This is a genomic window from Streptomyces sp. enrichment culture, assembly GCF_964272895.1.
GTDB lineage: Bacteria > Actinomycetota > Actinomycetes > Streptomycetales > Streptomycetaceae > Streptomyces.
Map to the genome: position 1 here is coordinate 4,774,352 of NZ_OZ186832.1, position 14,618 is coordinate 4,788,969.

Genomic DNA, 14,618 nt, shown 5'->3' on the forward strand with positions numbered 1-14,618 from the left:
AAAAGTACGAACCTAGGCTTTGCGAAGAATCCTCAACGACGTGGAGACTCATATGCCAGGCGCCATTCACGCCGAAGGTCTGGTGAAGACCTTCGGCAAGGTAAGGGCACTGGACGGTGTCGACCTCGATGTCCCCGAGGGCACCGTCCTCGGCCTGCTGGGGCCCAACGGGGCCGGCAAGACCACGACGGTCCGCTGTCTGACCACCCTGCTGCGTCCCGACAGCGGCCGTGCCGTCGTCGCCGGGATCGACGTGCTCAAGCATCCGAACGAGGTGCGGCGCTCGATCGGACTGTCCGGCCAGTTCGCGGCGGTCGACGAACTGCTCACCGGCCGCGAGAACCTCCAGATGGTCGGCCAGCTCTACCAGATGAAGGCCAGGGCCGCGAAGGCCAGGGCGGAGGAGCTGCTGGAGCAGTTCAACCTGACCGAGGCCGCCGACCGCACCGCCAAGACCTACTCCGGCGGTATGCGACGCCGCCTCGACCTGGCCGCGGCCCTGGTGGTCTCCCCACCGGTGATGTTCATGGACGAGCCGACGACGGGCCTGGACCCGCGCAACCGCCAGCAGCTGTGGGAGGTCATCAAACAGCTCGTCTCCGGCGGCACCACCCTGCTGCTGACCACGCAGTACCTGGAGGAGGCCGACCACCTGGCGCACGACATCGCCGTCGTCGACCACGGCCGCGTCATCGCCCGCGGCACCTCCGACCAGCTCAAGGCCCGCACCGGCGGCGAGCGTGTCGAGGTCGTCGTGCACGAGCGCGAGGACATACCCACCGCCGTCGAGGTGCTCACCGGCTTCGGCAAGGGCGAGACCAGCGTCGAGGAGCACACGCGCAAGCTCACCGTGCCGGTCACCGGTGGCGCCAAGCTGCTCGCCGAGATCATCCGCGAGCTCGACGTCCGCGGCATCGAGCTCGACGACATCGGACTGCGCCGCCCCACCCTCGACGACGTCTTCCTCTCCCTGACCGGCCATGTCGCCGAGGTCAAACCCGAGGAGACGGACCCCGCCGAGGATGCCCCGGCCGACGCACGCTCCCGCTCCCGCAACCGCAGAAAGGAGGCCGGCCAGTGAGCGCCGTCACCGACGCCGTCCCCGTCGCGGCGGGCCAGAACCCGGTCGTCCAGTCGGTCCGGGACTCGCTCGTCGTCGCCAAGCGCAACCTGATCCGCATGAGCCGGATACCGGAGATGATCATCTTCGGGCTGATCCAGCCCATCATGTTCGTGGTGCTGTTCAGCTATGTCTTCGGCGGCTCCATGAACATCGGCGGCACCACGGACCCCGGTGTCTACCGCGAGTTCCTGATGGCGGGCATCTTCGCCCAGACCGTCACCTTCGCCACCGCCGGAGCGGGCGCGGGGATCGCCGACGACATGCACAAGGGGCTGATAGACCGCTTCCGCTCGCTGCCCATGGCGCGGGGCGCGGTGCTCACCGGGCGGACCCTCGCGGACCTGGTGCAGACGACCCTCACCCTCCTCGTCCTCGCCATAGTCGCCCTGCTGGTCGGCTGGCGCACCCACACCAGCGTCGCAGAGGTGCTCGGCGCCTTCGGACTGCTGCTTCTGCTCGGGTACGCGTTCACCTGGGTCGGCGCGCTGATCGGTCTGTCGGTGCGCACGCCGGAGGCGGCGACCTCCGGGGGGCTGATCTGGCTGTTCCCGGTGACGTTCCTGTCCAACGCGTTCGTGGACTCCGGGCGGATGACGCCCTGGCTGCGGCACGTGGCGGACTGGAACCCGTTCAGCGCCACGGTGCAGGCATGCCGGGAGTTGTTCGGCAATCCGGGGGTGTCCGAGTCGTCGGCGTGGCCGATGCAGCACCCGGTGTGGGCCTCGCTGCTCTGGTCGGTCCTGATCATCGTCGTCTTCCGGACGCTGGCGGTGCGCAAGTACCGCTCGGCCTCCTCCTGACGCCGGCCGCGACGAAGCCCCCGGCGCCACGAGGGACACCGGGGGGTTCTCGGAAAGCTCTGGACGGGCCCGGTCGGCGTACGGCCGGCCCGGTCGCGGCTCAGCCCTGGTAGGGCTCGGCCTTCAGGATCCGCACGGATGCCTTCTTACCGTTGGGCAGCTCGTACTCCGCGTCCTCACCGACCTTGTGGCCGATCACGCCGGCGCCCAGCGGGGACTGCGGCGAGTAGGTCTCGATGTCGGCGCTGGCGTACTCGCGGGAGGCCAGCAGGAAGGTCAGGGTGTCGTCCTCGTCACCGTCGAAGGCGATCGTCACGACCATGCCGGGGGCCACCGCACCGTCCGCCGAAGCCGGGGCCTCGCCCACCTTGGCGTTCTCCAGAAGCTGGGTCAGCTGGCGCACGCGGAGCTCCTGCTTGCCCTGCTCCTCCTTGGCCGCGTGGTACCCGCCGTTCTCGCGCAGGTCGCCCTCCTCGCGCGCGGCCGCGATCTTGGCGGCGATCTCCGTGCGCGCAGGACCAGTAAGGTACGCAAGCTCGTCCTTGAGCTTGTTGTACGCCTCCTGGGTCAGCCAGGTGACGTTCTCGCTGGTCTGGGTCACAGGGTGCTCCTCGTCGGTACTGGGAATACAAAGCATCGCCCTACCCAGAAGAATGTTCCTTCAAGAGTGGGCGAAACCACGAGCCTAACAATTCAGTGGCGGAAGGGGGAGGACATAACTCACCAAAATCCCGTCAACGCAGGTCAGCGCCGTATATTCACCGGCGACCGGCCGAGGGGGCGTTGACGTTCAGTCCTCGTGGCAGCCGACCAGCTCGGCGGTCGTGCCCCGCGCGGTGGTGCGGAGGGTGACGACCTCGTCGATGCGGGTGGCGGAGCCGTCGAAGCGGAAGTCGGCGCGGCCGACCTCGGCGCCGTTCTCGGCCTGGGAGCGGACGGTGCAGTAGCCGGTGGTGCCGGAGTCCTTGCGGACCTCCAGATGCACCCGGACCCGGTCGTCCTGCGCCTCGAAGCCGATCACCTCGGCGCTGATGTCGGTGCCCGCCACATAGTGGTAGCCGAACCAGCCCACCCCGGCGAGCAGCGCGGCGCCCAGCACCGTGCCGACGACCTTGAGCGTGCGGTCGGCGCGCTCGTCCGAGGAGCGGCCGTAACGGCCCTCGGGCACTCGCGTACTCGCCGTACTCATGATCGTCCTCCCGGCAGCGCGGGACGAATGTCCCGAAAGGGGCTTCCGGTTCCGGAGCCGGAATTTTTCGCCCCTCGATTCGGTCACTATAGAAGGCCCCGCCCACCGCTCGACCGCGGCCCCTCGACGACGTCCCGGGGACCACACTTGTCCGTATGCGCCGACGCACACAGGGCGCCGGCTTCGACATGAGGATTGAGTCTTGACTGACCAGCTGCGACTGATGGCCGTGCACGCGCACCCCGACGACGAGTCGAGCAAGGGCGCGGCGACCATGGCGAAGTACGTGTCCGAGGGGGTGGACGTGCTGGTGGTGACCTGCACGGGCGGGGAACGCGGCTCCATCCTCAACCCGAAGCTGCAGGGGGACACGTACATCGAGGAGCACATCCACGAGGTGCGCAAGAAGGAGATGGACGAGGCCCGCGAGATCCTCGGCGTCAAGCAGGAGTGGCTCGGCTTCGTCGACTCCGGCCTGCCCGAGGGCGACCCGCTGCCGCCGCTGCCCGAGGGCTGCTTCGCTCTGGAGGACGTGGACACCGCGGCCGGCGAGCTGGTGCGCAAGATCCGGTCGTTCCGTCCGCAGGTGATCACCACCTACGACGAGAACGGCGGGTACCCGCACCCCGACCACATCATGACCCACAAGATCTCGATGGTGGCGTTCGAGGGCGCGGCCGACGCGGTGAAGTACCCGGAGGACGAGTTCGGGCCGGTGTACCAGCCGCAGAAGCTGTACTACAACCAGGGCTTCAACCGGCCCCGCACCGAGGCGCTGCACCACGCGATGCTGGAGCGCGGGCTGGAGTCGCCCTACGGGGAGTGGCTCAAGCGGTGGGACGAGTTCCAGCGGGCCGAGCGCACGCTGACCACGCACATCCCGTGCGCCGACTTCTTCGAGATCCGTGACAAGGCGCTGATCGCCCACGCCACGCAGATCGACCCCGACGGCGGCTGGTTCAAGGTGCCGATGGAGATCCAGAAGGAGGTCTGGCCCACGGAGGAGTACGAGCTCGCCAAGTCGCTCGTGGACACCACCCTCCCCGAGGACGACCTCTTCGCGGGCATCCGCGACAATGCCTGACATGAGCGCAAGCCTGGCAATGATCCACCTCGTGCCCCTCGCCAAGGAGCTCGACAAGGACAAGGTGACCCCCGGCGTCCTCGGCTTCATCGTCTTCGCGGTGATGGCCCTGGCGGTGTGGGGTCTGATGAAGTCCATGAACCGCCACATGGGCAAGGTCGACTTCAAGGAGGCGCCGGAGCCGGACGGGGACACCGCCGCCGCCTCCTCCGCCCCCGGCGGGGCCTCGCCCGCCAAGGGCTGAGCCACACCGGCCCCACCGGCGCGGCTCGGCGACCCCGGCGTGATCTCCGGTCACTCCGTCCCAGGTCCCGCCGAGCCGCGCCGCGGGCTGTCCGCCCCCAGCGGCCACCAGCCCTCCGCCTCCGCCCTCCTACGACGCCGCCCCCGCCGTCGCCACGCCCATCACCTCACGGGCATGCCGGTCCGGGACCATCCGCAGGCGCCACGCCTGCCAGCCCGCCTCCAGGCTGACGCCCCGCTCCAGCAGCAGATGGAAGGCGCCCAGGTAGTCGTCCAGCTTCTCGTCCCGCAGGGGATGGCTGTCGCGGGCGAGCTGGGCCAGCTCCTCCTGGGCGACGGCGGTACCGACCTCGACGCCGCCGGGGGCTGCGTACGGCAGCAGGGTGCAGCGCAGGAAGCGGGCCCAGTCCTCGCCGCGCCGGTCGCCGTACCCGGCGAACAGGCCGATCGCCTCGTCGCACAGGGCGAGGGCCTGCGCGGTACGCGCGTTGCCCGCGTCCACCACCGCCAGCTCCAGACAGGTCCATGCCTCGCCGTGGGCGACACCGATGCGCTGGAAGTCGGCACGGGCGTCGACGAGGAGCTGACGGGCGAAGCCGGAGTTGCGCAGGGAGCCCGTCTGCGCCGCCCGCTGGTCGCGGGTCACCCGCGCCGAGTGGTGCCGGGCGCAGGCCAGCCCGTACACGTCCCGCATCCGGGAGAACATCGTGCGGGACCGCTCCAGCGCCCGCACCGCCCGGTCCAGGTCACCGGACTCCTCCAGCGCCTGCCCGAGGTAGTACAGCGTCCATGCCTCGCCGCGCGCGTCCTCGTTCTCCCGGTGCCGTGCCTGCGCCTCCCGCAGCTCCCGCACCGCAGGTGAGGCGTCGCCCGCCACCAGCAGGGCCCGCGCCAGCTGGGTCAGCGCCCACGCCTCGCCGCGGGCGTCGCGGGTACGGCCGTACAGCTCCAGGGCCGTGCGCAGTTCCGCCTCGGCGCGCGGGACGTCGCCGAGGCGCAGCCGCAGCTGGCCGAGCTGGTAGTGCGCCCACGCCTCGCCGTGCACGGACCCGCCCGCGCGGTGCAGTTCCAGGGAGCGGTTCAGCAGGTCGAGGGCCTCCGCGAGATGCGCTCGGTCCCGTTCCACCGCGGCCAGCGCGTGCATGGTCCACGCCCGGTCGGTGGCCAGCTCGGGCGCGGCCTGGAGGTCCAGCGCCTCCCGCAGCTTCGCCCCCGCCTCGGCGAGCTGGCCCTGGTGGTGCAGGGTGATCCCGAGGGAGCACAGCGCCCGCGCCGCACCGGCGTCGTGATGCGCCTCGCGGTACAGGTCGACGACCGACGTCAGCGTCGCCCGCGCCCGGTCCAGCTCACCGAGCTGCCGGGCCGCGATCCCCGTACGCCACTGCACGGAACGGATCAGCAGACCCTGGTCCACGGCCTGCGCCAGCTCGCTGATCTCGCCCAGCCGGTACAGGTCGCCGCGCAGCAGGCAGTAGTCGCACAGCGCGCCCAGCAGATTGAGGACCGCCGACTGGTTCACGCCCTCCGCGTGCCGCAGGGCCGCCGTGATGAAGCTCGACTCGTCGTCCAGCCAGCGCAGCGCCTCGTCCAGCGAGGTGAAGCCGTGCGGGCCGAAGCGGTCCGAGCGGGTCGACATATTGCCGTCGACCAGCCGCAGCACCGAGTCCGCGAGGTCGGCGTAGTTGACGATCAGCCGCTCCTGCGCCGCCGTGCGTTCCGCCGGTTCCTCCTCGTCGAGGAGCCGGGCGTGCGCGAAGGCCCGTACCAGGTCGTGCAGCCGGTAGCGGCTGCCGCGCACATGGTCGATCAGGCCCGCGCGGGACAGCGCCGTCAGATGCCGGGTCGCCTCCGCCTCGTCCGTCGCCAGCAGCGCCGCGGCCGCCGCCGCGCCCAGCGAGGCCCGCCCGGCCAGGGCGAGCCGCCGCAGCAGCCGCCGGGTGACGTCCGGCTGGTCGGTGTAGCGCAGCCACAGCGCCCGCTCGACCGGCTCGACCGGCCCGTACGCCGCCAGATCCGAGGCGAGCGCCTGCGGCGAACGCACCCCGGCGGCCGGCGCGCCCGCCTCGGCGCCCGCCCCCAGCGACGATCCGGCGATCCGCAGCGCCAGCGGCAGCCCCCCGCACAGCCGCCGTATCTCCCCGGCCGCCCGGGCGTCGTACGGATCCCCCGCCGCACCGCCCGCCGACGTCAGCAGCTCCTCCGCGCCCGCCGCGTCCAGCGGCTCCACCGGCAGCTGGTGCACCCACGCCGGCACCTCCGCGGGCAGCTCCAGCGGTGCCCGCGCGGTCACCAGCACCAGGCTGTCGGAGCGCTCCGGGATCAGCGTGCGCACCTGCTCCGGATCGCGGGCGTCATCGAGTACGACGGTGACGGGCACCCCCGTCAGATGCTGGTGGTACAGCTCGCTCAGCCGCTTGACCTGCTGGTCCGCCGAGGAGCGCTCCCGGAACAGCAGCTGCTCGCGCGGGGCGCCCAGACGGTTCAGCAGATGCAGCAGCGCCTCCCGCGTGGACAGCGGCGCCTCCTCCGGGCTGTCGCCGCGCAGGTCCACCAGGCACGCCCCGCGGAACTGGTCCCGCAGATCGTGCGCCGCGCGGACCGCCAGCGTCGTACGGCCGCTGCCGGACGCGCCGTGCAGCACCACCACCGTCGGACGGGTGCTGGTGCTGGCGCGTGCCGCCTGCACCCACTGCCGGATCCGCGCCAGCTCCTGACGCCGCCCGGCGAACGGCCCCGACGGCTCGGGAAGGTGCCCGAAGGACTGCTCCAGCACGCTCCGCCCGCGGGCCGCCGCGCTCTTGTCCGCGCCGAGCAGCTTCGGCCCGGCCTTCTTCGGGCCCGTCGACGCCGTCAGCACCCGCTGCTGGTCCAGGAACGGCCGGATCCCGCGCACCTCCAGCGCGGTCAGCCACTGCAGGCGCAGCTGCTCGGGCCCGCCCGGCTGCCCCGCCGCGCCCGCCCGCCGGTGCGCGGCCGGCAGATGCGCCCCCGCCACCTTCACCACGGTCGTCGCGGCGCCCACCACACCGACGGCGGCGCCCGCGCCCAGAGCGGTCCCGCCGCCGGTCCCGAGCGCCAGGTCGGCCACCACGGTCGCGCCCGCCGCGACGGCCGCCACCAGCAGCGGGGTGCCGCCGCCCTCGCGCGCGTAGCGCTGCCCGAACGTCAGCCGCCCGGCCTCCGCCTCGTCGAGGGCGCGCACATACGCCGCGTACTCCTCCGCGGCCGCCCCCGCCATCGTGTCCAGCGCCGCCCGCGCCCTGGCCAGCAGCACCTTTCCGTCGCTGCGCCCGCCCGATCGCCGGACCTCCTCCTCCACGGCCCGCACCAGCAGCCGCTCCGCCTCGGCCCGATGACCGTCCCTCATGTCACGTCCCCCTCCGGCGGCAACTCCGTTGCCTACGAGTGTCCTTCGCCCGGCGCGCGAGCGACAGGGGGCGGAGATCAGCGGGACGTGTCGCGTCGGAGGTCGCGCGTCCGGGGGTGTCGGGCAGGATGGGACCATGCCGAACCGACTGGCCCATGAGACCTCGCCCTATCTGCTCCAGCACGCCGACAACCCGGTCGACTGGTGGCCCTGGTCGGACGAGGCGTTCGAGGAGGCGCGCAGGAGCGGGAAACCCGTGCTGCTGAGTGTGGGGTATTCGAGCTGCCACTGGTGCCATGTGATGGCGCATGAGTCCTTCGAGGACCAGGAGACCGCCGACTTCCTCAACGAGCACTTCGTGAGCGTCAAGGTCGACCGCGAGGAGCGGCCCGACGTCGACGCCGTGTACATGGAGGCGGTGCAGGCGGCGACCGGGCACGGCGGGTGGCCGATGACGGTGTTCCTGACGGCGGAGGGGGAGCCGTTCTACTTCGGTACGTACTTCCCGCCGGCGCCGCGGCAGGGGATGCCCTCGTTCCGGCAGGTGCTGGAGGGAGTGCGGCATGCCTGGGCGGAGCGGCGGGAGGAGGTCGCCGAGGTCGCCGGGAGGATCGTGCGGGACCTGGCCGGGCGGCAGCTCGACTTCGGCGGGACGGAGGCGCCGGGGGAGGCGGAGCTGGCGCAGGCGCTGCTCGGGCTGACGCGGGAGTACGACCCGCAGCGCGGCGGGTTCGGCGGGGCGCCGAAGTTCCCGCCGTCGATGGTGATCGAGTTCTTGCTGCGGCACCATGCGCGCACCGGTGCGGAGGGTGCCTTGCAGATGGCGCGGGACACCTGCGAGCGGATGGCGCGGGGCGGCATCTACGACCAGCTCGGGGGCGGGTTCGCGCGCTACTCCGTCGACCGGGACTGGGTCGTGCCGCACTTCGAGAAGATGCTCTACGACAACGCCCTGCTCTGCCGCGTCTACACCCACCTCTGGCGCTCCACCGGCTCCGAACTCGCCCGCCGTGTCGCGCTGGAGACCGCCGACTTCCTGGTCCGTGAACTGCGCACCCCCGAGGGCGGGTTCGCCTCCGCACTGGACGCCGACAGCGACGACGGCACCGGCAGGCATGTCGAGGGCGCGTACTACGTGTGGACGCCGGCGCAGCTGCGCGAGGTGCTCGGCGACGACGACGCCGCTTATGCCGCGCAGTACTTCGGGGTGACCGAGGAGGGCACCTTCGAGCACGGTTCCTCGGTGCTGCAACTGCCGCAGGACGAGGGGGTGTTCGACGCCGCACGGCTCGCCTCGGTCCGGGAGCGGCTGCTCGCCGCGCGTGCCGAGCGGCCCGCGCCCGGGCGGGACGACAAGGTGGTCGCCGCCTGGAACGGGCTCGCGATCGCCGCGCTCGCCGAGACCGGCGCCTGCCTGGAGCGGCCGGACCTGGTGGAGGCGGCGGTGGCGGCCGCCGATCTGCTGGTACGGGTTCATCTCGACGACCAGGGCAGGCTCGCCCGGACCAGCAAGGACGGCCGCGTCGGCGCCAACGCCGGGGTGCTGGAGGACTACGCCGATGTCGCCGAGGGCTTCCTCGCGCTGGCCTCCGTCACCGGCGAGGGCGTCTGGCTGGACTTCGCCGGACTGCTCCTCGACCATGTGCTCGCCCGGTTCACCGACGAGCAGTCGGGCGCGCTCTACGACACGGCCGCGGACGCCGAGCAGCTGATCCGGCGCCCCCAGGACCCCACCGACAACGCCGCCCCCTCCGGGTGGACCGCCGCCGCGGGCGCGCTGCTGTCCTATGCCGCCCACACCGGCGCCGAGCCCCACCGGGTAGCCGCCGAGCGGGCGTTGGGCGTGGTCAAGGCGCTCGGCCCGCGGGTGCCGCGGTTCATCGGCTGGGGCCTCGCCGTGGCCGAGGCACGGCTGGACGGGCCGCGCGAGGTCGCCGTCGTCGGCCCGACGCCGGACGACCCGGCCGCCCGCGCCCTGCACCGCGCCGCGCTGCTGTCGCCCGCACCCGGCGCGGTCGTCGCCTACGGCACCCCGGACAGCGACGAGTTCCCGCTGCTGGCCGACCGCACCCTGGTGGGCGGCGCGCCGACGGCATACGTCTGCCGCAACTTCGTCTGCGACCTACCGGTCACGGACGAGCAGGCCCTACGGGAGAAGCTCACGCCGTAAGAAGGGGCCCACGCGGCCCTCAACCCGGCCCATCGGTCCCGGCACCGGCTCGGCTCGGGGGGCCTCGGCACCAGCTCAACCCAGCGGCCCCGTATCGGCTCAGCCCCGCGCACCCGCACCCGCACAACCCAGCGGGCCCCGTACCGGATCAGCCCAGCGGGCCCCCGCACCGAATCCGCCCCGCGGGCCTCGGCACCGGCACAGCCCAGCGGGCCACGTACCGGCACAGCCCGGCGGGCCCGGCACCGGCGCAACCCAGCAGGCCCCGTACCGGATCAGCCCAGCGGGTCCGGCACCGGCTCCGCCGCCGGGGTCGGGGTCGGGGTCGGGGTCGGGGTGGGGGCGCTCGGTCGTCCCGGCAGCCGGTGGTACAGCCAGCGGTCGACGACCAGGAAGCGGGCCGTGAAGACGACGGCCATCGCCGCCGCGGTCGCCGGTACGGCCGCCATGCCCGCCGTGCTCATCAGCAGCGCGGCGAGCGGGATACGGGCGATCAGATCGGCGTTGCCCACGGCCGCGAACGACAGCAGGCGCACCCCGCGGCGGCGGTGGCGCCGCTGGTTGCGGTAGACGAGGGAATCGATCAGGGCGAAGTTCCACAGCAGCCCCGCCTGGTTGGCGACGATCTCGGCGGGGGTGTACCACAGCCCCCACCCGGTGAGCAGCCACAGCAGCAGCAGGTTGGGGACGAACCCGGACAGCCCGATCATCCCGAACACCACCGCCCGGGCCCGCGGGTCGGCGGTGCGCAGGGTGACCAGGTGGCGCAGGAACCGCATGCCCTCGCGGGCCGTCGACTTCGACTCCCCGGCGTGCCGCTCGCCGAAGGCGTAGGGCACCTCGGCGATGCCGCGCGGCCGGCAGCGTACCGCCAGCTCCAGCAGGATCTTGTAGCCCAGCGGCTGAAGACCCTCCGGCGCGGACCCGGCCCGGTCGATCGCCGTGCGCCGGATCGCGAAGAAGCCGCTCATCGGGTCGCTCAGTCCGCTCAGGGCGCGTGGGAAGAGGGATTTGGTGACCAGCGTGGAGGCGCTGGAGACCAGCTTCCGGTAGCCGCCGTCGAGGCCGCCGCGGTCGCCGCCGGAGGTGTAGCGGCTGGCGACGACGAGTTCCGCGCCGGTCGCCTCGCCACGGGCGAGCAGGGCGGGGATAAGCTCGGGCGGGTGCTGGAGGTCGGCGTCGATGACGATGATCCAGGGCGCCGAGGCACGCGCGACGCCCTCGACGACCGCGCCGCCGAGTCCGCCCTCGGGGACCTCGCGGTGGTGCAGGATCACGGGGAGATCCGCCAGGGCCGCCTCCCGTTGGATCACTGCGCGGGTGTCGTCTGTGGAGTCGTCGGCGAAGACGACCTCGACGCGGGTGCCGACCGGGACCGCGGCGGCGATCCGCGTCAGCAGCGGGTGGAAGTTGGCGGCTTCGTCGAAGGTCGGGACGACGATGGACACATCGGCGGTCGGCGCCGTCACCTGGCCTCCTGGGGCTGGGGCGTCTGCTGGGTGAGATGGGCGCCGACATGGGAGGTGAGCTCCCAGTCCCGGCGGCCGGTGTACTCGCGCCATACGGCCCGCAGGGCGGCGGCGGCCAGGATGACGGCGTAGACGGGACCGCCGAGGACGAGCTTGGCGTAGTGGCCGAAGCCGATCTTGAAACCGTACTCGCGGCCGAAGTCGTGCAGCGCGACCGCCTCGAAGACGATCATCGCGGCCATCGGCAGCATGGGCAGCCAGGCGAACATCGAGAACGGCAGCGGGACGCCGCCGATGACGGCGAACAGGATGCCGAGCGGGATCATCACACCGGTCGCGGCCTGCACGAACGGGGTGCTGAGGGTGTAGCGGGCCAGCAGCCGCTGCCCCACGCCCGGCAGCCGGCGCCACTCGCCCTTGCGCAGCACCTGGAGGAAGCCCTGGTTCCAGCGGGTGCGCTGCTTGTAGAGGGCCTTGATCGAGTCGGGCGTCTCCTCGCGGGTGACGAGCGCGGAGTGGTAGGCGACGACGACCTTGGCGCCGCCGGAGGAGAGCCGCACGCCCAGGTCGCAGTCCTCGGCGAGGCAGTTGCCGTCCCAGCCGCCGGTCCCGCGCAGGAGATCGGATCGTACGAACACCGTATTGCCGCCGAGCGGGATGAACCCCTTGCGGGCGTGCAGATGCAGCCGGCTGCGGAACCAGAAGAAGTACTCCAGGCAGTTGCGCAGGCTGTACCAGCTGCTCTCGTAGTTGATGAGCTGGACCCCGCCCTGCACGACGTCGGCGTTCTCCCGGCGGAAGGCGAAGTCGACGTGGGTGAGCAGTTCGGGGTGGACCACGTCCTCGGCGTCGAACACGCCGATGACCTGGCCGCGGGCGTGGGGGAGGGCGGTGTTGAGGGCGCGGGGCTTGTTCTTCTTCTCGTGGGTGTCGACGACCGTGCGCACGAGGCCGGGGTGCTCGGCGGCGAGTTCGTGGGCGATCGCGGAGGTGCCGGGGTCGTCGTGGCCGACGATCAGGATGATCTCGTAGGCGGGGTGGTCGATGCGCAGCATCTGCTCGACCGTGTGCCTGAGCACGGCCTCCTCGTGGCGGGCCGGGACCAGCAGTGAGAAGGACAGCTCGGCGCGGCCGTCCGGCTCGGCGAAGGCCGTCGACTCCAGCGTCTCGGGCGTGCGCCAGGCGTGCAGCATCCACCAGAGCGTCACGCCGGCGGCGGCCATGAGCACGATGGAATCGATGAAAAGCACAACGGAGACCATGAATTCCCCCCTTGGTCTTCTGGTCTTCCCCTGCCGTGAAAACGGCTGTGATCTTTCCCCCCCTGGGTAAAGTCAGTCGAAGCTAGCAGGTTCAACATTTCGGTCGCAATGCGGCCTCGGGGTGGTGATCCTCGCCTCAACCGGAATCTTGAATTCCCCTCATGCCTGGCCGGAAGCTGTGCCATGATGCAGCAGCATGCCTGATTCCGGGGGGTTTCGAGGGGGAAGTTCGCGCGAGTCGGGTGCATCGAGTGGCTGGGGGGATTCCATACATGGGGACAGCTGTATCGCACGCCCGTGCGTATGACGGGCCCGAAGTCGACGCTTCCGAACGTTACGCTTCCGTTTCCCCGCCGGTGCGCGAACGCGGGGTGCGGCGGGATTATTTCTGGGTTACGCCCGTGCTTGCCGTGGGCATTCTGGTAAGGGCTTTCGGAATAGGGAATTTCCCCTTTCCCAACGACGACGAGGGCACGTATCTCGCGCAGGCGTGGGCCGTGCGGCAGGGCGAACTCGCGCACTACACCTACTGGTACGACCACCCGCCGCTCGGCTGGATCCAGCTCGCCGGCCTGTCCTGGCTGCCCGAGTGGCTGGCGCCCGACCTGCCCGCCTACGTCCAGGGCCGGATCGCCATGCTGCCCGTCGCCGCGGCCGCCATGGTCCTCGTGTACGTCATCGCCCGGCGCCTCGGCCTCGCCCGCCCGACAGCCGCCGCCGCGACGCTGCTGTACGCGCTCTCCCCGCTGGCGGTCGTCCTGCACCGGCAGATCTACCTGGACAACTTCGCCGTCCTGTGGGTCCTGGTCGCCGTCGCCTTCGCCCTCTCCCCGCGCCGCCACCTCTGGCACCACGTCGCGGCCGGCATCGCCCTCGCGCTGGCGGTGCTCTCCAAGGAGACCATCGCCGTCCTGCTGCCCGTGCTGGTGGTCGCCCTGTGGCAGGGCAGCCACCCCAGCACCCGCAAGTTCTCCCTCGCGGGCTTCGGCTCCGGCTTCGTGCTGACCGTCCTCTTCTATCCCCTGTACGCCCTGCTCAAGGGGGAGCTGCTGCCCGGCAGCGGACACGTGTCACTGCTCGGCACGCTGAAGTTCCAGCTCGGCGGGCGCGAGGGCAGCGGCTCGGTGTTCCAGGACGGCACCGACGCGCACCGGCTGTTCACCGACTGGCTGGACCGCGACCCGTATCTGCTGATCGGCGGCGCCGTGGCCGCCGTGTGCGCGCTGGCCGTACGCCGGCTGCGGCCCGCCGCGCTCGCCGTCCTGGTCCTCGCGCTGGTGGCGCTCAGGCCCGGCGGCTATCTGCCGCAGATGTACATCGTGCAGGCCCTGCCGTTCCTGGCGCTCACCGTCGCCGGGCTCGCCGAGACCCTGGTCACCCGGCTGCCGGGACGGCCCCGGCTGCGGCCCGCCGCGGCCGTCGCCGCCCTCGCCGGGGCGGCGCTGCTCGCCGGACCGCACTGGTACGAACGGGACCGCACCGCCACCACCGCCGACGACACCGGCGTCTACCACGACGCCTCCCGCTGGCTGCACGACACCGACACCGGCGACCGCGCGACGGTCCGGATCGTCACCGACGGCGTGCTGTGGCTGGACGCCGTCGACGCCGGATACCGGCCCGGCACCGGTGTCATCTGGCACTACAAGCTCGACCAGGACCCGGCCGTCACCAAGACCCTGCCGCACGGCTGGAAGGACATCGACTACGTCGTGTCCACGCCCGCCCTGCGCGGCGAACGCGAGCATCTGCCCACCCTGCGCGACCTGTTCGCGCACGCCACCCCCGTCGCCACCTTCGGCGAGGGCGGCGGCCGCATCGACATCCTGCGCATCCACAACGACGGGTGAACCGGCGGTCCGCGCGGCCCCGCCCGTGAGGCGACCGGCCGGCTCTCCCGCAGGACCGCGC

At 72.0% G+C, this 14,618-nt stretch carries 11 protein-coding genes; 6 read left to right on the forward strand and 5 right to left on the reverse strand.

Features of this window, described 5'->3' with window-relative positions; translation table 11 throughout:
* Positions 1–52: 52 nt before the first annotated feature.
* Together ACSU6M_RS21725 and ACSU6M_RS21730 are read left to right on the forward strand one after the other, a co-directional pair.
* Complete coding sequence (locus ACSU6M_RS21725) at positions 53–1,081, forward strand: ATP-binding cassette domain-containing protein (RefSeq protein ID WP_437071519.1); 1,029 nt, start codon at positions 53–55, stop codon at positions 1,079–1,081.
* Positions 1,078–1,923, forward strand: a complete 846-nt coding sequence (locus tag ACSU6M_RS21730; RefSeq protein WP_437071520.1) for an ABC transporter permease — start codon at positions 1,078–1,080, stop codon at positions 1,921–1,923. The genes ACSU6M_RS21725 and ACSU6M_RS21730 overlap by 4 nt, the downstream gene beginning before the upstream one ends.
* Positions 1,924–2,023: 100 nt before the next feature.
* On the opposite strand, the gene greA is transcribed toward ACSU6M_RS21730, so the two are convergent.
* Positions 2,024–2,524, reverse strand: a complete 501-nt coding sequence (gene greA, locus ACSU6M_RS21735) for a transcription elongation factor GreA (protein ID WP_437071521.1) — start codon at positions 2,522–2,524, stop codon at positions 2,024–2,026.
* A 189-nt stretch (positions 2,525–2,713) separates the two neighbouring features.
* Positions 2,714–3,112 (reverse strand): DUF4307 domain-containing protein, encoded by a 399-nt coding sequence (locus ACSU6M_RS21740; protein WP_437071522.1) that lies wholly within the window; start codon positions 3,110–3,112, stop codon positions 2,714–2,716.
* Between the two features lie 202 nt (positions 3,113–3,314).
* Here ACSU6M_RS21740 and mca point away from each other — a divergent pair, with 202 nt between their 5' ends.
* Together mca and ACSU6M_RS21750 are read left to right on the forward strand one after the other, a co-directional pair.
* Positions 3,315–4,196, forward strand: coding sequence for a mycothiol conjugate amidase Mca (gene mca, locus ACSU6M_RS21745; protein WP_437071523.1), 882 nt, complete (start codon positions 3,315–3,317; stop codon positions 4,194–4,196).
* A 1-nt stretch (position 4,197) separates the two neighbouring features.
* Positions 4,198–4,440, forward strand: a complete 243-nt coding sequence (locus ACSU6M_RS21750; RefSeq protein WP_437071524.1) for a hypothetical protein — start codon at positions 4,198–4,200, stop codon at positions 4,438–4,440.
* A 129-nt stretch (positions 4,441–4,569) separates the two neighbouring features.
* Here ACSU6M_RS21750 and ACSU6M_RS21755 read toward each other — a convergent pair whose 3' ends face one another.
* Complete coding sequence (locus ACSU6M_RS21755; RefSeq protein WP_437071526.1) at positions 4,570–7,806, reverse strand: tetratricopeptide repeat protein; 3,237 nt, start codon at positions 7,804–7,806, stop codon at positions 4,570–4,572.
* Positions 7,807–7,942: 136 nt separating this feature from the next.
* Here ACSU6M_RS21755 and ACSU6M_RS21760 point away from each other — a divergent pair, with 136 nt between their 5' ends.
* Positions 7,943–9,976, forward strand: a complete 2,034-nt coding sequence (locus ACSU6M_RS21760; protein WP_437071527.1) for a thioredoxin domain-containing protein — start codon at positions 7,943–7,945, stop codon at positions 9,974–9,976.
* 275 nt (positions 9,977–10,251) lie between these two features.
* Here ACSU6M_RS21760 and ACSU6M_RS21765 read toward each other — a convergent pair whose 3' ends face one another.
* Complete coding sequence (locus ACSU6M_RS21765; protein WP_437071528.1) at positions 10,252–11,445, reverse strand: glycosyltransferase; 1,194 nt, start codon at positions 11,443–11,445, stop codon at positions 10,252–10,254.
* Entirely contained in the window at positions 11,442–12,707 is a 1,266-nt protein-coding gene (locus ACSU6M_RS21770) for a glycosyltransferase (RefSeq protein WP_437071529.1), read from the reverse strand. The genes ACSU6M_RS21765 and ACSU6M_RS21770 overlap by 4 nt, the downstream gene beginning before the upstream one ends.
* Positions 12,708–13,117: 410 nt before the next feature.
* Between ACSU6M_RS21770 and ACSU6M_RS21775 the strand changes: the two genes are divergently transcribed.
* Complete coding sequence (locus ACSU6M_RS21775) at positions 13,118–14,557, forward strand: ArnT family glycosyltransferase (protein ID WP_437071530.1); 1,440 nt, start codon at positions 13,118–13,120, stop codon at positions 14,555–14,557.
* Positions 14,558–14,618: the final 61 nt, after the last annotated feature.